Annotated in this window: 22 protein-coding genes; 9 read left to right on the top strand and 13 right to left on the bottom strand. The window is 62.0% G+C overall.

Annotation, left to right across the window (positions count from 1 at the left end; translation table 11 throughout):
• Positions 1 to 30: 30 nt before the first annotated feature.
• Positions 31 to 327: a winged helix-turn-helix domain-containing protein gene (locus IE061_RS15845; protein ID WP_081135084.1), complete on the top strand. Its 297-nt coding sequence runs from the start codon at positions 31 to 33 to the stop codon at positions 325 to 327.
• Here IE061_RS15845 and IE061_RS15840 read toward each other — a convergent pair.
• From IE061_RS15840 to coxB, 4 genes are read right to left on the bottom strand one after another with little or no spacing between them, the layout of a single operon-like run.
• Positions 245 to 2,548, bottom strand: a complete 2,304-nt coding sequence (locus IE061_RS15840; RefSeq protein ID WP_193462026.1) for a heavy metal translocating P-type ATPase — start codon at positions 2,546 to 2,548, stop codon at positions 245 to 247. The genes IE061_RS15845 and IE061_RS15840 overlap by 83 nt on opposite strands.
• A gap of 1 nt (position 2,549) precedes the next feature.
• A complete protein-coding gene (locus IE061_RS15835; protein WP_016914240.1) occupies positions 2,550 to 2,906 on the bottom strand; it encodes a hypothetical protein in 357 nt (118 codons plus the stop codon).
• A gap of 4 nt (positions 2,907 to 2,910) precedes the next feature.
• A complete protein-coding gene (gene ctaD / locus IE061_RS15830; protein ID WP_193462025.1) occupies positions 2,911 to 5,436 on the bottom strand; it encodes a cytochrome c oxidase subunit I in 2,526 nt (841 codons plus the stop codon).
• Positions 5,433 to 6,494 (bottom strand): cytochrome c oxidase subunit II, encoded by a 1,062-nt coding sequence (coxB, locus tag IE061_RS15825; protein WP_189463390.1) that lies wholly within the window; start codon positions 6,492 to 6,494, stop codon positions 5,433 to 5,435. The genes ctaD and coxB overlap by 4 nt, the downstream gene beginning before the upstream one ends.
• 37 nt (positions 6,495 to 6,531) lie before the next feature.
• Here coxB and IE061_RS15820 point away from each other — a divergent pair, with 37 nt between their 5' ends.
• Positions 6,532 to 6,990, top strand: coding sequence for a DUF2231 domain-containing protein (locus IE061_RS15820; protein WP_016914243.1), 459 nt, complete (start codon positions 6,532 to 6,534; stop codon positions 6,988 to 6,990).
• A gap of 21 nt (positions 6,991 to 7,011) precedes the next feature.
• Here the strand turns inward: IE061_RS15820 and IE061_RS15815 are convergent, their stop codons facing one another.
• From IE061_RS15815 to IE061_RS15780, 8 genes are all read right to left on the bottom strand, one after another.
• Positions 7,012 to 7,437 (bottom strand): CopD family protein, encoded by a 426-nt coding sequence (locus tag IE061_RS15815; RefSeq protein ID WP_039179477.1) that lies wholly within the window; start codon positions 7,435 to 7,437, stop codon positions 7,012 to 7,014.
• A gap of 82 nt (positions 7,438 to 7,519) precedes the next feature.
• Complete coding sequence (locus IE061_RS15810; RefSeq protein WP_039179475.1) at positions 7,520 to 8,386, bottom strand: DUF2797 domain-containing protein; 867 nt, start codon at positions 8,384 to 8,386, stop codon at positions 7,520 to 7,522.
• A complete protein-coding gene (locus IE061_RS15805) occupies positions 8,370 to 8,654 on the bottom strand; it encodes a YeaC family protein (protein WP_026001740.1) in 285 nt (94 codons plus the stop codon). Before IE061_RS15805 ends, IE061_RS15810 begins: the two co-directional genes overlap by 17 nt.
• 25 nt (positions 8,655 to 8,679) lie before the next feature.
• A complete protein-coding gene (locus IE061_RS15800; protein ID WP_144984446.1) occupies positions 8,680 to 9,531 on the bottom strand; it encodes a rhomboid family intramembrane serine protease in 852 nt (283 codons plus the stop codon).
• A 199-nt stretch (positions 9,532 to 9,730) separates the two neighbouring features.
• Complete coding sequence (locus tag IE061_RS15795) at positions 9,731 to 10,717, bottom strand: metallophosphoesterase (RefSeq protein WP_039179469.1); 987 nt, start codon at positions 10,715 to 10,717, stop codon at positions 9,731 to 9,733.
• A 1-nt stretch (position 10,718) separates the two neighbouring features.
• Positions 10,719 to 11,651, bottom strand: a complete 933-nt coding sequence (locus IE061_RS15790) for an NAD(+) kinase (protein ID WP_039179466.1) — start codon at positions 11,649 to 11,651, stop codon at positions 10,719 to 10,721.
• Positions 11,652 to 11,759: 108 nt separating this feature from the next.
• Complete coding sequence (locus IE061_RS15785) at positions 11,760 to 12,629, bottom strand: carboxylate/amino acid/amine transporter (protein WP_096922732.1); 870 nt, start codon at positions 12,627 to 12,629, stop codon at positions 11,760 to 11,762.
• 80 nt (positions 12,630 to 12,709) lie between these two features.
• Positions 12,710 to 13,291 carry a YqaE/Pmp3 family membrane protein gene (locus IE061_RS15780; RefSeq protein ID WP_096922731.1) on the bottom strand — a complete coding sequence of 194 codons (582 nt, stop codon included), beginning with the start codon at positions 13,289 to 13,291 and terminating at the stop codon, positions 12,710 to 12,712.
• Between the two features lie 150 nt (positions 13,292 to 13,441).
• Here IE061_RS15780 and IE061_RS15775 point away from each other — a divergent pair, with 150 nt between their 5' ends.
• From IE061_RS15775 to IE061_RS15750, 6 genes are all read left to right on the top strand, one after another.
• Complete coding sequence (locus tag IE061_RS15775) at positions 13,442 to 13,849, top strand: CBS domain-containing protein (protein ID WP_096922730.1); 408 nt, start codon at positions 13,442 to 13,444, stop codon at positions 13,847 to 13,849.
• Between the two features lie 230 nt (positions 13,850 to 14,079).
• A complete protein-coding gene (locus IE061_RS15770; protein ID WP_039179455.1) occupies positions 14,080 to 14,439 on the top strand; it encodes a hypothetical protein in 360 nt (119 codons plus the stop codon).
• 24 nt (positions 14,440 to 14,463) lie between these two features.
• Positions 14,464 to 15,294: an AraC family transcriptional regulator gene (locus IE061_RS15765; protein WP_039179452.1), complete on the top strand. Its 831-nt coding sequence runs from the start codon at positions 14,464 to 14,466 to the stop codon at positions 15,292 to 15,294.
• Between the two features lie 280 nt (positions 15,295 to 15,574).
• The gene (gene putA / locus IE061_RS15760; protein ID WP_096922729.1) at positions 15,575 to 18,766 is read left to right on the top strand and encodes a bifunctional proline dehydrogenase/L-glutamate gamma-semialdehyde dehydrogenase PutA; all 3,192 of its coding nucleotides are present in this window, start codon (positions 15,575 to 15,577) and stop codon (positions 18,764 to 18,766) included.
• A gap of 354 nt (positions 18,767 to 19,120) precedes the next feature.
• Positions 19,121 to 20,611 (top strand): sodium/proline symporter PutP, encoded by a 1,491-nt coding sequence (putP, locus tag IE061_RS15755; RefSeq protein ID WP_096922728.1) that lies wholly within the window; start codon positions 19,121 to 19,123, stop codon positions 20,609 to 20,611.
• A 267-nt stretch (positions 20,612 to 20,878) separates the two neighbouring features.
• Complete coding sequence (locus IE061_RS15750) at positions 20,879 to 21,505, top strand: OmpW/AlkL family protein (RefSeq protein ID WP_052196418.1); 627 nt, start codon at positions 20,879 to 20,881, stop codon at positions 21,503 to 21,505.
• A 99-nt stretch (positions 21,506 to 21,604) separates the two neighbouring features.
• On the opposite strand, the gene IE061_RS15745 is transcribed toward IE061_RS15750, so the two are convergent.
• Positions 21,605 to 21,937, bottom strand: coding sequence for a YqcC family protein (locus IE061_RS15745; protein ID WP_039179444.1), 333 nt, complete (start codon positions 21,935 to 21,937; stop codon positions 21,605 to 21,607).
• A gap of 284 nt (positions 21,938 to 22,221) precedes the next feature.
• Here IE061_RS15745 and IE061_RS15740 point away from each other — a divergent pair, with 284 nt between their 5' ends.
• On the top strand, positions 22,222 to 23,268 hold the full coding sequence (locus IE061_RS15740; protein ID WP_144984449.1) for a DUF3549 family protein: 1,047 nt from the start codon (positions 22,222 to 22,224) through the stop codon (positions 23,266 to 23,268).
• Positions 23,269 to 23,289: the final 21 nt, after the last annotated feature.

Below are 23,289 nucleotides of genomic sequence, written 5' to 3'. Positions count from 1 at the left end.
AGTACACATCACCAAGAAGACGCCCTCGCTATGTCGCTCAGTAAAACAAAATCCAGCTTTTACCGCCGCCTATACGTGGCCCACTTGATCGAACAAGGTATTTCCAGCGTGCCTGCGCTGATGGAAGCCACCGGCATGCCCAGGCGCACGGCTCAGGATACCATTGCCTCGCTGAGCGAACTGGACATCGAGTGCGTGTTCGAAAAAGGCGACGGCGAGCGCCATAACATCGGCCACTACGTCATCAAGCAATGGGGCGCGATCGATCCGCGCTGGGTGGCGCAACATGCTCAGCGGCTGGGTGAGGCGTTGGGCTACCGTGAGTAGGCCCAAGCGCATCGGGCTCGGCCCAGGTCAGCCTCGCGGCGTTGAGTGTGACGCTGAGGGAACTGGCGGCCATGGCCAGCACAGCGACCAGCGGGGGAATGGCCATGGTGACCACCAACCCCAGCGCCAGAGTGTTATAGAGCGCCGATAACAGCAGGTTTTGGACCATGATGCGACGCGTTCGCTGGGCAACCCTCAACAGCCTGGCGACCCCCGCAATACCAGGATACAGCAGTTGCGCAGCGGCCCCTTCCCGGGCAGCGTCGCTGGCGTGCAGCGGGGCCACGCCCACCGCTGCTGCTGCCAGGCTCAGCGTGTCGTTGACCCCATCTCCCACGTACAGCGTGGGCGATGGCAGCGCCTCCAGCAAACGTGCCTTGGCCTCCGGGGAGCGCTGGGCATAGCACGCTTCCCGCGGTAGCCCAACGCGCTGGCCCAGCCACTGCACCGGGCCCTGGCGATCTCCGCTGATCAGCGCCAACACGTAACCGGCATCCTGTAACTGGGCAAGCGTGATCTGGGCATCCGGCACGGGCTGGTCGGCCAGGTACAGGGTGGCCAGCCATCCTTGCTCATCCGCCACCAGCACCTCGGATGCAAAGCCATATGCCGGGTGCTTTGCATCGGCGGGGATCTCCTTGCCCTGTTGGGCCAGCCACGCGGTACTGCCCAGCCACCAGGTGTGGCCATCGGCGAAGGTGATGGTTTGCCCGGCCCCCGGCGTTTCATGAACCTCCACCTGCGCCCGCGAGGTGCCGCTTGCCCAGTGGCGCAGTCCGTTCGCCAGCGGGTGTTCACTCTGTCTGACTGCCACGGCCAACTGTAGGCGAAACCCTGCGTCGTCAGCCCCCTCGCGCAGCATCGCGTGCAGCACGCGATGCTGCCCCTGGGTCAAAGTACCGGTCTTGTCGAACGCCACCGAGCGCACCTTGGCCAACACTTCCAGCGCGGCAGGGTCGCGCAGCGCAATACCCTGCTGGGTGGCCTGGCTGCTGCCCGCCAGGCTTGCCAGCGGCACAGCCAGACCCACGGCGCAGGGGCAAGCCACCACCAGCACCGAGAGCGCGCGCACGCTCGCCTCGTCCCACCCCACGCCCATCAGCCAGGCAATGGGCAGAGTCACTGCCGCCAACACCAGCGCGGCGGGGCTCAGCCAGGCGGCAAACCGTTCGGCCAGGGTGTGCAGCTCGCCTTTTTGCGTTTGAAAGCGACGCATCTGGTCACACAGTTTGTCCATTCGCCGCTGGCCCGCCGTGGCGGTCACGGTCAGTTCCAGCGAGCCGCCCTGCCCACCGCGGCCCATAAAACGACAGCCTGCATACACTGGCTGCCCGGCACCCACGAAGCGCGGCTGGCTTTCACCGGACAGCGTGGCGGTGTCCAGCCAGCCGTCGGTCTCCAGGGTGCCATCCAGCGGCACCACGTCGCCTGGGGCAACGGCAATGCGCTGGCCCAGCGTGACCTCCTCGATGGCGGTTTCCTGAACCTGCCCTTGATGCAGCACCTGCACCGACGTATCGGGCAGCGCCAGCGCATCGAAGGCTTTCAAGCCCCGCTGACGACACAGCGTTTCGACCAGCCGCCCCACCAATAGCAGGACGATGAGCATCACCGCCGTATCGAAATAGACCTCTACCGAGCCACGCCACAAAAGGCCCAGCGATACCACTACGGCGCCCAGCACGCCCAGGCTCACCAGCACGTCCATGCCGGGCCGCCTTGCCCGCAGTGTGCGCCAGCCCGCCCGGTAGAAAGGCAGCCCGGCATAGCTCACCACAGGAATCGCAAAGGCACCCGACACCCAGGCCAGCACGCTCTCCAGCGCGGCCGTGGGCATGGCCCCGGCGTAGATCAGCAGCGAGGCCAGCATGGTCCACATGCCAAACACCGAGCCGACGATCAAGCGCAGGGTCAAGTAACGGCTTTCCTGCTCCAGCCGGGCATGGGCGTCCTGCAGGTCTTCCAACGGCGCCAGCCGATAGCCCAGCCGCGCCACGTTGGGCGCCAGTGCGTCCAGCGCCGTGGCATCGGGCTCACCCTTCACCCACACGGTGGCGGTCGGGTAGTGAACGCTGGCGTCGAGCACGCCCGGCTGCTGTTTGAGCGCTCCTTCCACCGCCAGCGCACAGCTGGTGCACCACATGCCGTGCAGCGTATACAGCGGTGCTTCCAGGCCGTCGGGTTGGGCCGCGTGCGTGGCCGATGCGTCGCTCAAGGTCACGTTACACGCAAGGCGGAATGCCTATGATCGGCAGCGCCACGAACACCACGCTGAGCGCGGAGAACAGATACAACCCCGCCGAAACCACGGCATTGAACCGGGCGCGCCCCTGATGGCGCTGGCCCGCTTGCCAGCACCACCAGGTAAGCGCCGCCAGCAGCGCGGTCGTGACGAGACTCAGCAGCAGCATCCAGCCATTGAGCAGCGTGAACACGCCACGCTCCGTGGCGGGAGCCGCCACCTCGCAGGCCACGGCGTGGCCTCCATAGACGGCGATGAACCAGATGCACCATACTGTCAGGCCCACCACGAAGTGGATGGGATGCGTCAACCTCAAGCGCTCGAGTAAAGGTGACATGGCCTCAACCTCCAATGACGCGGGGCAGCACAGCGAGCGAGCCCACCAGGATCCAGAACACCACGGCGTTGTAGCGCCACAGCTGTACCACCACGGCAGGTTCGAACGGCGCGTGGGCCCCCACGTAGCCGTAGCGCACCCGCAGCGCCTGCATGACCGTCAGCACGACCGCCAGCCCGCCGTGGAACAGGGCATAAATCAGGCCCAACAGCAGCACGGCATCGTGGGTGGTCTCGGTGGGAGCCAAATCGGCGGCCAGCATCACCCAGGTGGTCACGGCCACCTGCACAGCCCCCAGCGTACCGGCCAGATAGAAGCCGCTGGCAAGCCCGGCATCCTGCTGGCGGCGCAGTCCGCGAATCATTTTGACCATCACGATGTAGCCCGCCGTCATGGCCAGAGCCGCTACCACCAGCCCCACCAACGACAGTGGCGATGTGTCGGGCATGCTCCACTCCGGGGAGACGGTCCACAGATAGAACCAGCCAAACAGGTACGAGAGGAAGAACGAGCCGTTGGCAATCAGGAAGGTGCCCATGGCCCACACACCCGGGCCATCCATGGTGCGAGAGTGCAGCGGCGGGTCACCGGGTGACACATCGGCATCCGGCGAGGCCTTGGGGTGCGCGCCGTTCTCCCAGGACCAGCGCAGCAGGAACACCCCGGCAATCAGCACGAAGACACCGGCCAGCGCATAGACCCGCACCAGAAGGCTGATACACACCACCGCCAGCGCCATGGCAGCAAACAGCGGCCACCAGGAGTTACCCGGCAGGTGGATGATTTCACGCACCTTGCCGGAGATAGGGTCAGTGCCCCACATCTCACGCCGCCCGTGGGTGGCCACCGCCAGCGAGTGCTTCCCTTCTGCCATGGTGACAGGCAGGTTGGGGTCATCCCACAGGGGGTGACGGGTTTCGATCCTGGGCAGGCTGACGAAGTTGTAGGCACTGGGCGGCATGGTGTTGGCCCACTCCAGCGTATCGGCGTTCCAGGGGTTCTGCTTGGCGGGTTTGCCAAAGCGGAAGTGCAGCGCAATATCCAGCAGCACCATGGCAATACCGGCAGACATGACGAAGCTGCTGACCGACGAAAGCAGGTTGTAGATATCCCAGCCCATGCCGGTATCGTAGGTGTAGACTCGGCGCGGCATCCCCAGAAGCCCGGTCCAGTGCATGATCAGGAAGGTGCCGTTGAAGCCCAGGAACGTCAGCCAGAAACCCCAGCGGCCCAGGTTCTCAGAGGGCATGCGCCCGGAAAACAGCGGCAGCCAGTAGTAGAGCCCGGCAATCAGCGGGAAGAACATGCCCCCCACCAGCACGTAGTGCATGTGCGCCACCACGAAGTGGGTATCGTGCACCTGCCAGTTGAACGGCACCAGCGCCAGCATGACCCCGGTCAAGCCACCACAGACAAAGATGATCAGAAAGCCCAGCACCCACAGCATGGGCAGCTTCATTTTGGGCTTGCCCAGCCATAGCGTGGCCAGCCACACGAACACCTGAATGGCCGTGGGCACTGCCACCAGCATACTGGCCGCCGAGAAGAAGGCCTGCGCCAGCTGGGGAATGCCCACGGTGAACATGTGGTGAACCCACAGACCGAAGCTGATGAACCCCGTGACGATAATGGCAAAGACCACCCAGCCATAGCCGACGATGGGCCTGCCGGCGAAGACTGGAATCAGCGTCGAAATGATCCCCGCCGCCGGGAGAAAGATAATATAGACCTCAGGGTGTCCGAACAGCCAGAACAAGTGCTGCCACAGAATCGGATCGCCACCACTGGCCACCTCGAAAAACGGCATGCCGACGGCGCGCTCCAGTTCCAGCATGACACTGGCCAGAATCAGCGGCGGAAAGCCCACCACGATCATCAGCGCCATGGCGAGGATGTACCAGGCAAACAGCGGCATTTTATGCAGCGCCATGCCCTGGGTACGGGTGCGCAAGATGGAGACGACGATTTCCACCCCGGCAGAAAGCGCCGAGATTTCCACGAAGGTAATCCCCAACAGCCAGAAATCAGGGCCGAGGTCAGGGGAAAACTCGCTGCTGCTGAGCGGGGTATACATGAACCAGCCGCTGGAAGGAGCGATTTCCAGAATCAGGCTGGAGGTCAGAATGATGCCGCCGAACAGGTAGCACCAGTAGCCCAGCGAGGTCAGCCGTGGGCATACCAGGTCTCGCGCGCCGATCATCTTGGGGATCATGTAGATCGCCAAGCCCTCCAGCATGGGGATGGCGAACAGGAACATCATGACCGTGCCATGCATGGTCGTGACCTGATTGTAGATATCCGGCGACATGAAATCCTGATCGGGCATGGCCAGCTGGGTACGCACCAGCATGGCCAGGATGCCGCCGATCAGGAAAAACACCATCCCGGTGATCATGAAACGCAGGCCCAGCGTCGTATGGTTGACGATGGTCAGTGCCTTCAACCCCTTGGGGTTGCCCCAGATATCGTGCAGGTCTTCGTGGAGCTGCTTCGGGTCCTGCTCAACGGCTTTTTGACTAACGCTACTCATGGGTTCAAGGTCTCCAACCAAGCACCCAGGCTGTCCAGGGTGTCCGTGTCGATATCATCGTGGGACGGCATCAGGTTACCGGGCTTCAGCGTCTGATGATGCTGCAGCCACTGGCTGATGGCGCCATCGTCCATGGCCATCACGCCAGCGCCCAGCGTCGCTCGGCTGCCCACGTCGGAAAGGTCGGGCCCCAGCGTGCCACCACTGACCCCGGCCACCGTATGGCAGCTGGCACAGTGGGTCATGAACGCGCTGCGCGCCTCGTCGTCGGCGGCATTGGCCGTAGCCGCTGCTGCCAGCGCGTCCTGCTGGCGCTCGGCCAGCCAGGCGTCGTACTCTTCCCGGGGCAGGGCTTCGACGAACAGGTGCATATGGGCATGCCCGATGCCACACAGCTCGGCGCATTGGGCACCGAAGACGGCAGGAATGTCTGCCTGCAGGCGAATGCGGTTTTCCCGGCCGGGAATCATGTCGACCTTGCCGCCCAGACGCGGGATCCAGAAACCATGGATGACGTCGGCGCCGGTCACGTGGAAGTCCACCGGCTCGCCGACCGGCATCACCAGATGGTTGGCGGTGACCACCTCGCCGCCTTCGGCATTGGGGTAGCGCACTTCGAACCACCACTGGTGGCCGATGACTTCGATCACCTCGCCGGGTTCGCCAATGGCCAGCATGCGCTGACCGGCGGGCACGCCAAAGGCGAGCAGCGCCACGATGCTGGCCACGGGCAGCAGGATACCGCCGCCCAGAATCCAGTGGCGAGCCACCTTGCGCTCCTGGGAAGGCGTGCGGGTGACGTCCCTAGGCTTGAAGGCAAACAGCCACAGCCCCGTGATGACCGCCAGTACCACGGTGCTGAAGGTCAACATGATCCACCAAATCAGGGCAACATCTCGTGCAGCCTGCCCAGCGGGGTCTAGAATGGACTTATCGCCCGCACAGCCAGCGGTCAACAGGGCCAGTCCGAGAACCGCCAAAATGGCTATCCGGTTGACCCGCCGACCCGTAACGCGTTGAATGTTGGGCGAGGCTATATTGCTGTTGCGTTCCCTCATATGCTGTTTCCCTTTAGTCTGCCCACAGGAAGTGACCATGGCGCCAACTCCCCAACGTTCGATCAAAAGCCGAGCCTCTTTGGCTGGCCACCCGCTGCACCCCGTAATGATTCACTTCCCCGTTGCTGCCCTGATGGCCCTGGTGGCAAGCGACCTGGCCTACTGGTATACCGAAGACCCCTTCTGGATGCGCAGCGGCCTGTGGCTGGCGGGCGTCGGCGCCTTTGGCGGCTGGGTCGCCTCGATAGCCGGTATCATCGATCTGGTCACGGTGTCGCGCATTCGGCGTCTGATTACCGGCTGGAGCCACGCCATCGTGGCGGTGGTGATGCTCTCGCTGGCGTCGTTCAACTGGCTGCTGCGCTTCAACGAGCCCGACGCGATCCTGCCCTGGGGGCTGGCGGTATCGCTGCTGACCGGAGGACTGATTGCGCTGGCCGGCTGGCTGGGCGGCCAACTGGTTTATGAACACGCCGTGGGCGTGGATGTCGACTGACCACCTGCTCATGGGCATCGGCTAACTCCAATCAAGTGGTTTGGCCAGCACGAAGCCCAGTACGGCCAGAATACCCGCCACTGCCAGCAACAGCGCCAGCAGGTTGGCGGGTTTCACACCGCGATAGATGCCCATTTCCAGACGTAGAATCAGCCAGCCAAAACAGCCATGGGCAGCCACCATGGCGACCACCGCAGCCAGCTTGAAGATCAGCCACCCACCCATTAGCCCGTGAAGCAGGAACAGCAGCGTGCCCGACGCAATGGCCAGCAGCGCGGCAGGGGTGGCAACGGAGTTGTAGAAGTAGCGCGGCATGGGCGGTGAGCCCTGCGCAAATCCAGCGTCCTTGCGCAGCTGAAGGGCGTGACTCAGCAGCGCAGGTAAGTAAAGCAGCGAACCGCACCAGATAACCAGTGCGGCAATGTGAAGCAATTTTAGCCAGGGCATTGCGGCTTCCTTGCGTTGCATTGGGCAGGGGGAGAAATAACTCCGTTAACCTTAGACAACACTGGCCACTCTGGCTAGGCGTTTAGCTAACGATAATCTCGTAACCCGTGAATTTACGAAGATTTATCACGCCGGTATCGAGTATCAGATACTGCCCTTTCACGCCCTGCAAGACACCCTCTACCTGTGGCTGCTTATCGAAATTGTGCGACACCACCTTGCGTGGAAAAGCCTCCACCGGGTAGTGGAAGTGGTGAGGCGTTTCATCCAGTTCACGAATGGCATCCTCACCGTGCACCTGGCGCAGTTGCGCCAGCCCATCGGCCAATACGCTCAACAGACGGTCTCGCTCTGCACACAGGTCCAGCGTGGCCACCTCGCCTTTCAACATGGCCCGCCAGTTGGTGCGGTCGGCGACCTGCTCCTTGAACAGCATTTCGACCATGCCGGACTGCTGCCGCGTATCGACCTCCAGAATGGGCAGCGCCTGAATGGCTCCCTGATCCAGCCAGCGGGTAGGCATCTGGGTTTTGCGGGTGATGCCCACCTTCAGCCCCGAGGAGTTGGCGAGATAAACGATATGGGGCTGGAAACAGTGGGCCTCGCCCCACTCGGGTTCGCGGCAGGTGCCCTGGTAGTAGTGGCAGGTTTCCGGCTTCATGATGCAGGTATCGCACTGGGCCAAGCGCTTGAAACACGGGTAGCAATACCCCTGAGCAAAGCTCTTGTTGGTGGCGCGCCCGCAGTGAGTGCAGGCAATGGCCCCGCTCCAGTGCAGGCGTATGAACGACCCTACCCGCTCGTTCAGGCCAACCCGATGCTCCCCGGCACGCAGGTGGTACACCACCTCGGCATCCTTGCGGCCTGGCACACTGGCCGCCATTTTCTGCAGACACCCCTGCACCGGCGTAGCATCGGTGGCAAACAAATCATCAGTCACGGGTGGCATCCCGAGCCAGGCCTGCCATTTCCGGGCTGACGCCCGCCCCCGTGGCACCCGCCCCACAGGTGCGGCGCTCCAGGTAGCCCACCCGATTGGCTTCGGGCACGTTGTTTTCCATTTCATAGCGCATCACCGCCTCCAGGCAGAGCTCGGTCTGCTCGGCGGTCAGGCGACGCCCATCCGGCCACTTGCGCAGGGCAACCGCCTGCTTGAGGCTTTCATAGATGGTGGGCGTCATTTGATGAATCATCTTGTCGAACGTCATGTCACTCACGGTCAGCACCTCTTTTGCGGGTTGCTCAAAGCTTTTTGAAGCGGGAAGAATAATACCAGCCGGTTGCCAGCCCCACGAGCAGGCCACCCAAATGCGCCTCGTTGGCAACGTTGCCAAAGCCCACGGTGCCTGCAATGCCGGTCATGGTAAAGACCATCCAGCCCAGCATGAAGACCACCAGCATTTGCGGCACGAAAAAACCGCTGCCTGGGGCACGCCGGGACATCAGCCACACATGCGCCAAAAGCGCATAGACGACCCCGGACATGCCACCAAACAGCACCGTGCCGGTCATGTACTGGGCAAGGTTAGCTCCGATGCCCGCCAGCAACAGCAATAGCAGCATCGTTTTGCTGCCCTGGCGCCGTTCGATCTGCTGGCCGAAATACCACACCCACATCAGGTTGAAGATCAGGTGCATCCAGCCAAAGTGGAGAAAAGCCGGTGACAGCAGGCGCCACACCTGACCACTGAGCAAGGTATCGGGCAGCGAACCGTAGACCAGTTGCCCCCCAGAGACACCCACCGGCACGATGGTCAAAGAGACGATCAACAGGTCGCCCCAGATCCCGGTCAATGCAAATACGGCCAGACTGATCAGAATCATCAGCGCCGTCACCGGTACTTGTCGCAGAGTCGCGACCAGCCCTTGGGCGGGCAGCGAGCGCTTGGGTGGCGCAGCGTCGCTGATCAGCTCGTCGCCTCGCTCCCAGCGAGCCACCAGGGCACGGAGCTCATCGTATTGGCGCGGGTCAGCCACCCAGAGGAGCTGGCCGTCTTCTTCATCGGTGATGCGATGGCCTATCCGGTAATGCCATAGGGCCTTGCGCAGCGCTTGAGTGTCTGCATCGGGGGGCAAGAGCATGACGGGGTGCATGACATCTTCCTTTTAACCAGTGGTCATGACGCTTACGCGCACGTTTGCCATCGGATACGCAAAAAAATCCGGCGGAGGGGGCCGCCGGATAAAAGCAAGGGATCATTCAAGGGAACACTTACTCTGATAGCCGGCAGCAGGGTTAGTTCAGCAGTTTTGCAAAAATTATGTAACCAATTGTAATAATTACTCAAAAGGGTCAATCAAAATCGATCTCCCAGGGCTTGGGCAATGCCCGCTCTTCTCTAGGCACTTGAATCCAGACGAAATGATCGGCATTCAACTGGCGTTCACCGCTCCAGCGATAGGCCACCAGCCGACCAAATTTTACCGCACTGTAGTCCAGGCAAGCGATATTGGCGGCGGGCAAGGCGGGAATGCCCTCGCACCAGTAGTGGCCGATGAACAGCGGCGGCTGCTCCGGGCCGTAATAGCTGAGCCGCTCGCGCTCCTGCAGCGTCAATGGCCGCGTCTCCAGGTCTCCCGGCAGGTTATCCGGCTGGAATACCACATCGCCCCACTGCTGCGGGTTGGCCGACCAGAAGTGCGCGCGAAAGGTCTGGCGGGTAAAGCCGTCGCCCGAGTGGATGGCCACGCCCTCCGGTAGCCGAATGTGCGGGCCACGGGTCAGGCGGTCGAGAATTCGGAACGCCTGGGTCGAGGGGTCGGTGGACTCCACCAGAAAGCGGTCGTCCAGTTGGGCAGACGGGGAGCGCTGGCGAAGCTGGCGAATCAGCTCGTCGTCCCAACAGGCGTGCACCACCCGGATACCGTCCAGTTCCAGGCACAGCGGAATGGTCTTGAACCAGGCCAGGGTATCTTCCCATTCGTTGGTATGGTCACGATACTGGTCGAGGGTATCCTGAATGATGCGATTATGGCGCGGCGTATGCTCGCGCAGCCAGCGCTTGGCGCTGCCTGGCGGGGCCGGGTGCATATAGGCCAGGGCGTTGTATTCATGGTTGCCCATGACGATATGCGCCTCGCCCTCCTCGACCATGCGCCGCGCAATGGACACCGCCAGCCGAATGCGTGGGCCGCGATCGATCAGATCCCCCAGGAAGATCACCTTGCGGCGCGGGTGGCGATACACGCCCTTGCGCTGATGGTAGCCAAGCTTCTCCAGCAGCGAGGCCAGTGTGGCACCGCAGCCGTGGACATCACCAATGAGATCGTACCCCTCCATGTCAATCTCCTAGCCGATGGCTCCAACCGAGTTTGCTGCGCAGCACTTCATAGAAGTTATGCCCCAAGGGGTGTACCAGTTGAACGCGCTCCGGCTTGCGAGTAATCACCAGCACATCGTCGGGCTTGGCCACCGCGCGGGTTTGCCCGTCGCAACTGATATGCGGGTAGGTCTGGTTGGTTTCGCCGATGTGTATACGAATCTCGCTGGCGGCATCGATCACGATCGGACGGCTGGAGAGGGTATGCGGGAACATGGGCACCAGCGTGACCACATCCAGCTTGGGGTGCATGATTGGGCCCCCACCGGAAAGCGCATAGGCCGTCGAGCCAGTCGGCGTAGCGACGATCAATCCATCGCTGCGCTGGCTGTAGACGAACTGGCCATCGATGAACAGCTCGAATTCGATCATGCGAACCGCTTTGCCAGGGTGCACGACGACTTCGTTGAGCGCTTCGCCGTTACCCACCGCCACGCCATTGCGGTACAGCACGGCATCCAGCAGAAAGCGCTCTTCTATTTCGAACTCGCCTGCCAGCACCTCCCCCACGCGCTGCTCCAGCTCGTCGGGGGAGATATCGGTCAGGAAGCCGAGCCGCCCGCGGTTGACGCCCAGAATCAGCGTGCCACTGCGGCACAGGGTACGGGCGGCGCCCAGCAAGCTACCGTCGCCGCCCACCACGATGACCAGATCGCACAGCTCGCCCAGCATGCGACGACTGGCTTCCGGCTGGCCATGATGCGGCAGCGCGGTGGCGGTACGGTCCTCGATCAGCACCTTGTAGCCATGGCCAACCAGGTAATCCACCAAGCGCTGGAGCGAGTCCAGCACCTTGTCGCTGCCCAGGCGGCCAATCAGGCCAATGGTCTTGAACGGCGGCGTGGCTGGACGCTGGCGCCCGGCGGCGGTTTGTGAGGTTGAGGTATGAGACATGGGCGACTCTCGCTGGCATCAGCCCACATTATGGGGAGTCACGAGGTATCGGGCAAATCCGACGGCGTGGCGATGCCCCCTGCCACGCCGTAAAATCAGCAGCTTGGGTCAGGCCAGGGCAACCTTGCGGCGCTGCAGCCACCAGTGGTTGAGCCACAGAGACGCCCCCATGATGGCCGCGCCCAGCAACAGCTTGCCCAAGTCTGCATCGCGGTTCCAGATGACCAGGTTGACCACCAGCCCGGCAGGCACCAGCGCGTTGTTCATGATGGCCAGGGTGCCCGCATCCACCCGGGTGGCGCCCTGGTTCCAGGCGAAGTAGCCCACCCCGGAGGCCACCAGACCCAACCATGCCAGCACGCCCCACTGCACCGGAGTGCTGGGTAGCGCTGACACGTTGCCGAACAGCAGGAAGGCCGGCAACGCCACCAGCATGGCGCCGATGAAGAACCAGCCAAACACGTTGTGCCAGGCCAGGGTGGGCGGCAGGTCTGCCGCTAAACGGCGATAGCCCACTTGACCAATCGCAAAGCACAGGTTGGCCCCCTGAACGACCAGAAAGCCCAGCCAGAAGCCGCTGTCAATGCCGTCGTAGCGGATCACCCCGGCACCCAGCACCGCCAGCAGCGCAGTGACCAGATAAATGGGCGTGAATCGCTTGAACATCAGGTCATCCAGCAGGGCGATATACACGGGGGTGAAAATGGTGAACAGCAGGACTTCCGGCACCGACAGCAGCAGGAAGGATTGGTAGAAGAAGGTGTACATGACGCCCAGCTGAATGGCGCCCAGCGCCATCAGTGCCAGCCGCTGCTTACCCTGCAGCAGGCCCGGCCGTAAAAACGGCAGGAACACCAGCATGGCGAGTGCCACCCTGATCAAAACGGCAAAGTAGCTGTCCACCTGCCCCGCGAGGTAGACGCCGATCAAGGAGAAAGAGAAAGCCCAAAGCGCCGTGACACCGACCAGATAGCTCATCAGTAAACCCCGAAAAACATTAAAAGTTGACGGAGATTATACGCAGTTATCGTTGGCTGCCAATGGGCACGGCGAGGAAATCAGCGCTCAGTGCGATGCTGGCCAAGCCAGCGCCAGGCGTAGATCACCCCAGGTAACCAGCCCAGCAGGGTCAGGAGCGTCGCCGTGGCCACCCGCTGTCCGCCGCCATCGGTCAGCCCCACCGCCAAAGGCGGCAGCAATATGGCCAGCGCGCGATAGGCCAGGCGCAAGGCAGCTGGTTCCTGCACGGGGGGCTGCCCAGGAGATGCCTGCGATACGCTCAAAGAAGCAGGCTGCGCCACCGCTGGCGGCGTGTAGTGCCCCACCGGGGCATGGGCTGGGGTGCTTGTGGCCTGCGTATTCGAGGCCTTCGCCTCTGACGCTTCGGCCTTCTCCTGAGCGCGGGCCAGCGCTTTGCGGTGCGCTTCCTTGTTGATTTTCTGCTCCAGGGTCTCGACGCCTTCGGTCAGGTCATCGTGAAAACGCTCCCAGTCTTCCCAGTCATGGGGCGTACCCGCCTTGGGGCGCTGGTTACCGGAGCCGCGCGCCCGCTCCCAGGCTTTCTCTTCCAGGGTATTGGGGCGCTCCGGCTCTCGCTCCAGACCGACTCCCTTGCGGTTGAGGTATTCACGTGCGTCCATAAAAGCTCCTGACTACGTCGCTGACGATTCGACCATGGTCAACCGTTGAATGTCTGAAGTATGGGGGCAAGGCAGGGCAAGTTAAATCTCCTACAGTAAAAGAGTTGGCCGTGCCTGGCGGCCACTGCGTCACGCTCGAGGAGACTGCCCATGAACAACAAGATTCCGGATACCGTACGCGATATCATGTCCCGCGATTGCTACCGCGTCTCGGGGGAGACGTCCATCACCAATCTGGCGCAAGGCCTGGCGCTGCATCGCCTGCCCGGCGCACCGGTCGTCGATGCAGCCGACCGGCTGATCGGCTTCATTTCCGAACAGGACGTGCTTGGCCGCGTACTGGACAGCATATACCATGACGACGAAGCCCCACTGGTCAAAGAGCTGATGCGCCAGGATGTGCTGACCGCGTCGCCCAACCAGAGCATCACCGACCTGGCTCAGGAGATGCTGGGCAAGAAGCCCAAGATCTATCCGGTGGTCGAACAACAGCGGTTGATCGGCATCGTTACCCGTCGCGACATCCTGATCGCCCTGTTGACCATTCGACGTCATTGAACCGACATTTTCTTCATCGCAAAAAAAACCGCTGCTTTAAAAAGCAGCGGAAGCAAGGGATCGAAAACAATAGCCAGAACAACACTATTAGCGACTGCCATCGCGATGTTGCCTGTACACTATCAGACACTGCCCAGAGGAAAAGTTCGCACAAAGGTCAAAATTTTCGTCTTCCCCAAGGGACGCGTATACTAGCCACTCCTCTCTCACCGCGACACAGGGAGCGTGACATGGCACTTTATTTACTGGTCTTTGGCGTTTGCGTCGTGGTGATTGGCGGCGTGCTGTTGGCGCTGATGACCGCCAGCACACCGCGCTACCGCACCGAGCCTCAGGATCTGATCGCCCTTTTCGACAAAGCCCTGGCCAGTCAGGTGAGCGAAACCGAGTGGAACACCATCATTGGTTACCCCATTCGTCATGACGAATATCTGGATAACATACGCCGTCGCGCCTCGCACTTGATGGATAGCCACGGCAGACGCTGGCAGATCGCCCAAGGCAAACCGCTGCTCAACGCCACCGGGCAGGAAGAGCTTCAGGCCCTGCGCGATCATCTGGCGGCCCATACCGCGCTACGCCAGCGTTAGCCTTGCATCGTCGAGGAGACCTTCATGCCCAGCACCATTCGCCAAATCCCGCTGGAGAGCGCTACCCGCCACCACGCCCATGACTTTCATCAGATCGTCATTACTCTGTGCGGCTCGTCCGAGTTCGAGATCGAGGGACTGGGCGGACGCGTCAATGCGTTTTCAGGCTGTATCGTGCCCGCCAATCACGAGCATTACTACTCCGGCAGCGGCCATAACCGCCAGCTGATTCTGGACCTGCCGGAAGACGCCCCCGCACTGACGGGAGAGCATCGCGAGCTGGTAGCGCTGTTCGATGCGCCGCGTTTTTTTGCGCTGGACAGCGCATTACGCCACTACCTGACCTTCGTCGAAAGCGAGCTGGCCCGAGGATTCGACAATTCGGCCACCTCCTTTCAACAGGACCGTCTGGCCGCGACGCTGCTGGGGTCGTTGAAAGCCCGCCTGGGGGCAGAGCCATCCGCTGCCCAACGGCGCATCGACCTGCACCAGATCGACCGTTTCATTCGCCGCCATCTGGCCGACGAGCTGCGCGTTGCCGACCTGGCCAAGCTGGCCTGCCTGAGCGAGGCCCACTTCTCGGAACGCTTCCGTGCCCAGACAGGCTTGTCGCCTTGGCAATACGTGCGTCGACAGCGCCTGCACGCCGCTCGGCAGCTGATTCTGCAAAGCCGCCTGCCTTTGACCGATATTGCCATCCAGACCGGCTTTGCCAACCAGAGCGCGCTCTCTCATGCCTTTCGGAGCAGTTACGGCGCGTCGCCTCGCCAGTTGCGCCAGGGCACTGCCAGCGCCACCCTCCCCACGACCAATGGAACGCCGAGCACTGCCTCTGCTGCTGCTCCCTCACGCTAGGCTCGGTTCGGCTGGCACAGGCCGGCATTCCCCTATGATGGCCCGGCAGCGTTGAGAGCGGTGCTGGCAAGTCGCCAACCGCTCTACTAAAGTCGTAAACAGGCGCTTCTTGCCGAGAATTTGACACGTTTTGCCATGAAAACGACATACAACTGACGGGCGCGCGCTCTACATTCGACAACATACTGGGCACCTGCCCTGCTATCACTGTTTTTAAACGCTGGTGAATCCAGCCATTCGCTTCAGCAGCCTGTTTCAGACCTGTCTTACGGGGGCCTCAATGCTTAATGCCAAGAAAATGCGTGACCCAGCCATCTGGCAAACCGACCTTGATACGCTGATGGCGCGTATTAGCGACCACTACATCGTGGATGAGGATGCCTACGTTAGCGAGCTGATCAAGGTACTGAACGCCGACTCGGACGACTTCTCCCGCATCGAAGCCAACACGGCCGCGCTGGTGCGAGAAGTGCGCAACATGGATACCGCCGTCGATACCATCGACGAGCTGCTTCAGCAGTACAGCCTGGACACCCATGAAGGCCTGATGCTGATGTGCCTGGCCGAAGCCATGCTGCGCATCCCGGACACCGCCACCGCCGACGCCTTGATCGAAGACAAGCTTGGCCCGGCCGACTGGCAGTCCCACGTGGGCAAGAGCGAGTCCTGGATGGTCAACGCCTCGACCTGGGGCCTGCTGATGACCGGCAAGGTACTGAAGCTGGACCACCCCAAAGAGGGCCAGCCTGCTCACTTCATCAATCGCATGGTCAACCGTATGGGTGAGCCGGTGATTCGCCGGGCGATGATGGAAGCCATGAAAATCATGGGCAAGCAATTCGTGCTGGGCCGCGATATCAACGAAGCGCTCAAGCGCTCGAAGCCGCTGTTCAACAAGGGCTACACCTACTCCTACGACATGCTGGGGGAAGCCGCCCGCACCCGCGCCGATGCCAAGCGCTACTTCGACGACTACGCCCGTGCCATTGAGCAGGTGGGCAAAGCCTGCAAGACCCTGGGCGACAAGACCCCTGCACCTTCAGTGTCCATCAAGCTGTCGGCCCTGCATCCGCGCTATGAGTTTGGCCGTCGCGAGCAGGTGCTGGCCGAGCTGGTGGACACCGTGATCAAGCTGGTCACCAAGGCGCGCGAGCTGGACGTGGCCGTCACCATCGACGCCGAAGAAGTAGACCGCCTGGAGCTCTCGCTGGAGGTCTTCCGCGCCATTTATCAAAGCAGTGCTGCCAAAGGATGGGGCCACTTCGGCCTGGTGGTGCAAGCCTACTCGAAGCGTGCGCTGCCCGTTCTGCACTACTTGAACCGACTGGCCGACCAGCAAGGCGACGAAATTCCGCTGCGCCTGGTGAAGGGCGCCTACTGGGACAGCGAGATCAAGGAGTCGCAGCAGCTGGGGGTCGATGGCTACCCGGTCTACACGCGCAAAGCATGTACCGATGTGGCCTACCTGGCTTGCGCCCAGTTCCTGCTCTCCGACGACACCCGCGGGCGCATCTTCCCGCAGTTCGCCACCCACAACGCGCACACCGTGACCACGATTCTGGAGCTGGCCAACCAAGACAGCCGCCCGTTCGAATTCCAGCGCCTGCACGGCATGGGCGAAGCGCTGTATGACGCCGCCCTGGCCCGGGCCCCCAAAGGCACCTACTGCCGCATTTACGCCCCGGTGGGCGCCCACAAGGACTTGCTGCCCTACCTGGTGCGCCGTCTGCTGGAAAACGGCGCCAACTCTTCGTTCGTGCACCAGATCGTCGACCCCGAAGTGCCGGTGGAGTCGCTCTGCAAGCACCCCATCGAAACCCTGCGCCAGCAGAAGAGCTTCTACAACAAGCGGATTCCGCTGCCCAAGGACATCTACGGTGCGAAACGCCGCAACTCTCGTGGCGTCAACCTCAATATCCGCAGCCAGTACTATCCGCTGATGGAGAAGATGGCCACGTTCATGGACAAGCAGTACCCCACCCGGCCACTGCTGGCGTTCGACGTGGCCGAAGATGCGGGCAATACCCATCGCGTGACATCGCCCTTTGATCGTCGCCAGACCGTGGGCAGCGTGCAGTGGACCAGCAAGGAGCAGGCGGCCAAGGCACTGGACGCTGCCTGGGAAGCGTTCCCGCGCTGGGATGCCACGCCGGTTGCCGAGCGCGCGGCCATCGTTCGCCGCCTGGGCGACCTGATGGAAGAGCACATGGCCGAGCTGATGACGCTCTGCTCCCGGGAGGGTGGCAAGCTGCTCACCGACGGCGTGGACGAGATCAAGGAGGCCGTGGATTTCTGCCGCTATTACGCCATGCGCGCCGAAGAGTCGTTCGGCGAGCCCATCGAGCTGCCTGGCCCCACCGGTGAATCGAACCGGCTATCCATGGGCGGCAAGGGCGTGTTTGCCGCCATCAGCCCCTGGAACTTCCCAGTGGCCATTTTTTGCGGTCAGATCGTCGCAGCCGCCGTGGCAGGCAACACCGTGCTGGCCAAACCCGCCGAGCAGACCTCCATCGTCGCGCATCGCGTCATCGAGCTGCTTTACGAAGCGGGCATGCCCCGCGATGTAGTGCAGCTGCTGCCGGGCGACGGCCCCACCGTGGGTAGCGTGCTGACCTCCGACCCGCGCATCACCGGCGTGGTGTTCACCGGCGGCACCGATACGGCTCAGATCATCAACCGCGCCCTGGCCGCCCGCGAAAACGCGCCGCTGCCAACCCTGATCGCGGAAACCGGCGGCATGAACGCCATGATCGTGGATTCCACCGCCCTGCCCGAGCAGGTGGTCATGGACACGATCCAGTCAGCGTTCCAGAGCGCCGGGCAGCGCTGTTCTGCCCTGCGTGTGCTTTACCTGCAGGATGACGTGGCCGACCGCGTCATCGAGATCCTCAAGGGCGCCATGAGCGAACTGCGGATCGGTGATCCGCGCGATTTGGGCACCGACGTGGGCCCGGTCATCGATGAGGACGCGCGCAAAGGGCTGCTGGCACATATCGACAAGCTCAAGGGCGAAAACCGGCTGGTCGCCGAAACCCCGATGACCGCCGAGCATACTCAGCACGGCACTTTCGTGGCCCCGGTCGCCTTTACCATCGACAGCATCGATGCGCTGACCCGCGAGCAGTTTGGCCCCGTGCTGCACATCGTGCGTTACAAGGCCCGCGAGATCGACAAGGTGATCAACGACATCAACGGACGGGGATATGGCCTGACGTTTGGCGTGCATAGCCGTAACGAATCCTTTGCCGCTGAAATAGCGCAGAAAATTCGAGTAGGCAATGTGTACATCAACCGTAATATCATCGGCGCAGTGGTCGGCGTGCAGCCATTCGGCGGTCAGGGCCTTTCGGGCACCGGCCCCAAAGCGGGTGGCCCGCATTACCTGCAGCGCTTCGTGACTGAGAAGACGATCACCAACAACACCGCCGCCCTGGGTGGCAACGCGTCTCTATTGGCGCTAGGGGATGAGTAGAACGCTCATCGACATAAACTAACCTGAACTCCTGAAAAGGATCCGTCTCATGGTTGACAATAATAGCGTGACTGCCTGCGCTGCCACGGCCCTCCCAGGCCGTGCACCAGGCACAGGGAACTCGACATCGATACTCCGCCATACCCTTTCCGGCGCCCTGCTTGACGGCTCGAGCCGTGGCCAGCCACTGGCCACGCCGAACCGGCAGGGAAATTAACAACAAGATCAACGTGCCTTGGCCACGCACCGCCAAGGCGCTGACGCTGTCGGAGTCAGGAATGTACGAAAGAGCGGCCAGCACGCGCGGGCTTTCGTAGGTGACCTGACTCCGTTCTGACGAACTGGAGAAGTGTTATGGCTACTGGTGTTTGGATTAGCTTGCTTGGATATTTTGCGCTCATGATCGCCATCGGCATCTATGCCATGCGCAAAGCGACCTCTTCCTCGGAAGATTACATGTTGGGGGGCCGTACTCTCAGCCCGCAGGTCGCGGCACTCTCGGCAGGGGCCTCCGATATGAGCGGCTGGCTGCTGCTGGGCTTGCCCGGGGCCATGTTCGTGTCTGGGCTGGGCTCTGCCTGGATCGGCATTGGCCTGCTGGTGGGCGCACTGCTCAACTGGATACTGGTCGCGCCTCGTCTGCGCGAGCAGACCATTCATTACGGCAACGCGATTACCATTCCGGCGTTTCTGGCCAACCGATTCCCGACTCGTGCCCTGGCACTGCGCACCGTGTCGGCCATCGTGATCGTGATCTTCTTTGCCGTGTATACCGCCTCGGGCCTGGTAGCCGGTGGCAAGCTGTTCGAAACGGCCTTCACCGGAGTGTACAACTTTGGCGACATGAGCAATTACGCCATGGGCGTCATCATTACCCTCGGCGTGGTGCTGATCTATACCGTGGTAGGCGGCTTCCTGGCCGTGAGCATGACCGACTTCGTGCAGGGCTGCATCATGATGCTGGCCTTGATCATCATGCCTGCGGTGGTGCTGTTCGGTGACGGCGGCGGTGGTTTCTCACAGGCGTCGGAGACGCTCAACAGTGTCGATCCCACGCTGCTCTCCTGGACCACGGGGCTGACGTTCGTAGGCTGGCTGTCGGCGGTGACCTGGGGCCTGGGCTATTTTGGTCAGCCGCATATCATCGTGCGCTTCATGGCCATTCGCTCACAAGAAGACGTGCCTGTAGCGCGTAACATCGGTATGGGCTGGATGCTGGTCTCGCTGATCGGTGCCGTGTCGCTGGGCTTGGCGGGTCGCGCCTTCGCAGTGCGTAACGGCATGGACATCCAGGATCCTGAAACCATCTTCATCGTGCTGGCCAATCTGCTCTTCCACCCGCTGATCACCGGCTTCCTCTACGCGGCGCTGCTGGCAGCTATCATGAGTACCATCTCCAGCCAGCTGCTGGTGTCCTCCTCTTCGCTGACGGAAGACTTCTACCGCCTGTTCCTGCACAAGAATGCCACCGAGCAGCAGTGCGTGGCGGTGGGCCGTGTGTGCGTCGTGCTGGTGGGTATCGTGGCCGCCATCATTGCTTCCAATGAAGACTCGCAGGTGCTGGGGCTGGTCAGTAACGCCTGGGCAGGCTTTGGCGCTGCCTTTGGTCCGCTGATCATCCTCGCGCTGATGTGGCCGCGCACCAACGGTGCAGGCGCATTGGCCGGCATGATCGTCGGTGCCGCCACCGTGATGATCTGGATTTCGCTGGGCTGGAGCGGCTCCTTCATGGGCGGCCCGGGTGTCTACGAAATCATTCCCGGATTCATCGCCTCCTTCATCGCCATCCTGGTCGTCAGCAACATGACCGCCGATGCCGGTGAGTACCAGCACATCGAACGCTGATCCTGACCATTACGCCTGGCGACGATTTTTAGCCACGGCTCTTGGCCAGCATGCCACCCTCACCGCCTGCTTCGGAAGGCGGTGAGCATCGGCAAGCAGTCATCCGAGACCTCCTCGTCAAGGCCCCGCCTTGCAGGAGGTCTCTTGCATTGTTGGCCGCTTGCGCACCGCTCTTTGCCTCAGGTCAATAACGCACCGCTTCTGGCTGGTTATAGTGGCGCCATGGATCGCGAACCACTCACCCTCATCATGGTCAGGAGCAACATTATGCGCCCGTTCAAACCCTCTCTTCTCATCGCTGCCAGCATGGCCGCTGCAACGCTGGCCGCCAGCAGCCAGGCCTTTGCCTACGGCGCAGGTGACTTCTTTACCCGCGTGGGCGTGGCACAAGTGACACCCAAAAACGACAACGGCGCCTTGGCCAACGGCGCACTGGCGGTGGACGTTCAGGACAAGACCGACTTCGCCTTTACGCTGGGCTATCGCTTTCACGATAAGGTGGGCGTCGAACTGCTGGCCGCACTGCCCTTCAAGCACGACATTGCCCTGAACGGCGAGAACCTTGCCTCGACCAAGCACCTGCCACCCACCCTGACGCTGCAGTATTACCCGCTGGGCGGCACCCAGGCACGGGTTCAGCCCTACATTGGCGCTGGTATCAACTACACGCGCTTCTCGGACGAACAGCTGGCGATTGGTGAGTTGGATCTGGACGACTCCTGGGGTCTGGCAGGCCAATTGGGTATCGACCTGCTGATCGACGACAACTGGGCGCTCAACGCCGCCGCCTGGTACCTGGACATCGATACGGACGCCACGGTGAACGGCGCCGCAGCGGGCACCGTCGAAATCGACCCCATCGTGGTCATGGCGGGTCTCAGCTACCGCTTCTAAAAGATACGGAGCTACCCATCAAACCGAACAGGCCCGGGGCATTAGCTCCGGGCCTGTTCGGTTGAGAAGCACGACAGCACCGCGCTGACGGCCACCTGTTCAGTTGTCTGTCACCAGTTGGTCGACTCTTTCCATGGCGCGAATCACCAGCACCTGGTCGCTGGCGCGCACTTTTTCCTGCATCAGATAAGCGGCCATGGCGGGCGCTACCTCACATTTGGCGGGCAGGGTCGCCTGAGCTTCTACCAGCGCGGTCAACCGGGACACGAACACATAGCGCACCCACTGGGGCAGCGACATGGTATCCACACAAAAGGGCTCCTGACTGGCAAACGCACTCGCCTCTGGAAGGGGGGTTCGCCATAGGTTGGCGGCTTTCATCGCGGCTTCAAGCTCGAGAAGCGCGGTTTGAAGCTGTTGATGGACGCTCATAAACAGTCTACTCATAAGGAATGGTCGGCGTGATTATCCCAACTCTGTGTGTAACTTGCCACCGAGAGGCATGGCCAACGCGTTTATGCACAGATTCACAGAAAACCTGCAAGAGACTGTGGATAAACTATGGAAAGGTGTCGCAACGGCTACTCCCACGGGGCCTGGGGAATGTTGTTCACTTTTTGACCACTTCGACGATAAGGTATGGTTTTATCAATGGTTACGGCTGACAGTGACCGAGCATCAAGGTAGAGTGCACGCTTGAAATGCGGAAGGATGTCATGCAACCAATTACTACCCTCGACGAGTTCTTTATCCGCAGCGGTGCCGACGTGACGCTCTACCATATGGGGCGTCGTGTGGTGCCCTGCTCGCGGGATACCCTGCGCGGCTTCGAGCAGGCCGAACACGCCTGGCCCGAGCCCTGGCTGGGTCAGGCGCGTCTGGGCATCGTGTTTCGGCTGGGTGCGATGCCTGAACCGGCTATTTGGTTCCTCGCCCTGCCCTTGGACGAGCAGGGCATGCTCTCGCCTGCACAGCGGGATGGCTTCATCAATCGCTTGCTGGAAACTCTGGGGCGTAATGCCCTGGCGTCAGAGCAGACATTGTCAGCTGACGCCAGCGCTGGCGTAGACGACCTGATGAAGGACAACCCGCTGGCCTTCACGCCCGACGTCACCTTTCAGGCCATGCTCAATGCCCGTGCCACACTGCACCTGGGGCTACCTGCCAGCCAGCATCTGGAACCGGTAGAAGCGTATCTGAGTGGCCAGCAGTCGATCGATTGGCAAGCGCTCGGCGTGCAGGGGCTGGCTGACTTTGCGGTGCGCATGGACGACGATGCAGCCAGAGCGCTGGCCGAACGGCTGTCTTACCTGCCCGCCAGCGTTACGCGTGCGCTATGCTACTGCCTCGAGCACCAGCCTTTGCCAGGCTGCCTGCTGGAAGCGCTTCAGGCGCGTGGCGAGCAGGCGGCCAGCGAGGGAGACGTGGAAACCGTGTGCGCCTGCGTAAGGGCTGTCGGCAGCTCACCAGAACCCACGGTAGGCGATTGGTACACGAGCTTGCTTGAGGATAGCGCTGCCTGCGGCCCTGACCTGATGGCTGCCATGGCCGGGCGCGGCTGGCAACTGCTGGAAGACGAGACACGCCTGCCGCTGTTCCTGAACCGACTGGCCGAAGACGAGCGTGCCGATTTCTCAGCCGTCGTGCGTGATATCGCCCTCGTTCCCAGGCTACGCTTGCCTGTCATGTTGACCCTGCGTGACGCACCTGTCGGTTCACCCATGCACGCACGCCTGGCAGGCCTGATGCCGCGCCGCGCATAAATTCGTAACAGGTGACGGTCA

The organism is Vreelandella hamiltonii, assembly GCF_014651795.1.
GTDB classification, from domain to species: Bacteria; Pseudomonadota; Gammaproteobacteria; order Pseudomonadales; family Halomonadaceae; genus Vreelandella; species Vreelandella hamiltonii.
Note: the sequence above shows the minus strand (reverse complement) of the source record. Positions and strands in the feature narration are given on the sequence as shown.

Bases quoted from the DNA above. Each gene is read 5' to 3' on its own strand.
- IE061_RS15845 (WP_081135084.1), top strand. From the start codon at position 31: ATGTCGCTCAGTAAAACAAAATCCAGCTTTTACCGCCGCCTATACGTG.
- IE061_RS15835 (WP_016914240.1), bottom strand. From the start codon at position 2,906: ATGTCACCTTTACTCGAGCGCTTGAGGTTGACGCATCCCATCCACTTC.
- ctaD (WP_193462025.1), bottom strand. From the start codon at position 5,436: ATGAGTAGCGTTAGTCAAAAAGCCGTTGAGCAGGACCCGAAGCAGCTC.
- coxB (WP_189463390.1), bottom strand. From the start codon at position 6,494: ATGAGGGAACGCAACAGCAATATAGCCTCGCCCAACATTCAACGCGTT.
- IE061_RS15820 (WP_016914243.1), top strand. From the start codon at position 6,532: ATGGCGCCAACTCCCCAACGTTCGATCAAAAGCCGAGCCTCTTTGGCT.
- IE061_RS15815 (WP_039179477.1), bottom strand. From the start codon at position 7,437: ATGCCCTGGCTAAAATTGCTTCACATTGCCGCACTGGTTATCTGGTGC.
- IE061_RS15810 (WP_039179475.1), bottom strand. From the start codon at position 8,386: ATGCCACCCGTGACTGATGATTTGTTTGCCACCGATGCTACGCCGGTG.
- IE061_RS15800 (WP_144984446.1), bottom strand. From the start codon at position 9,531: ATGCACCCCGTCATGCTCTTGCCCCCCGATGCAGACACTCAAGCGCTG.
- IE061_RS15795 (WP_039179469.1), bottom strand. From the start codon at position 10,717: ATGGAGGGGTACGATCTCATTGGTGATGTCCACGGCTGCGGTGCCACA.
- IE061_RS15790 (WP_039179466.1), bottom strand. From the start codon at position 11,651: ATGTCTCATACCTCAACCTCACAAACCGCCGCCGGGCGCCAGCGTCCA.
- IE061_RS15785 (WP_096922732.1), bottom strand. From the start codon at position 12,629: ATGAGCTATCTGGTCGGTGTCACGGCGCTTTGGGCTTTCTCTTTCTCC.
- IE061_RS15780 (WP_096922731.1), bottom strand. From the start codon at position 13,291: ATGGACGCACGTGAATACCTCAACCGCAAGGGAGTCGGTCTGGAGCGA.
- IE061_RS15775 (WP_096922730.1), top strand. From the start codon at position 13,442: ATGAACAACAAGATTCCGGATACCGTACGCGATATCATGTCCCGCGAT.
- IE061_RS15770 (WP_039179455.1), top strand. From the start codon at position 14,080: ATGGCACTTTATTTACTGGTCTTTGGCGTTTGCGTCGTGGTGATTGGC.
- IE061_RS15765 (WP_039179452.1), top strand. From the start codon at position 14,464: ATGCCCAGCACCATTCGCCAAATCCCGCTGGAGAGCGCTACCCGCCAC.
- putA (WP_096922729.1), top strand. From the start codon at position 15,575: ATGCTTAATGCCAAGAAAATGCGTGACCCAGCCATCTGGCAAACCGAC.
- putP (WP_096922728.1), top strand. From the start codon at position 19,121: ATGGCTACTGGTGTTTGGATTAGCTTGCTTGGATATTTTGCGCTCATG.
- IE061_RS15750 (WP_052196418.1), top strand. From the start codon at position 20,879: ATGCGCCCGTTCAAACCCTCTCTTCTCATCGCTGCCAGCATGGCCGCT.
- IE061_RS15745 (WP_039179444.1), bottom strand. From the start codon at position 21,937: ATGAGCGTCCATCAACAGCTTCAAACCGCGCTTCTCGAGCTTGAAGCC.
- IE061_RS15740 (WP_144984449.1), top strand. From the start codon at position 22,222: ATGCAACCAATTACTACCCTCGACGAGTTCTTTATCCGCAGCGGTGCC.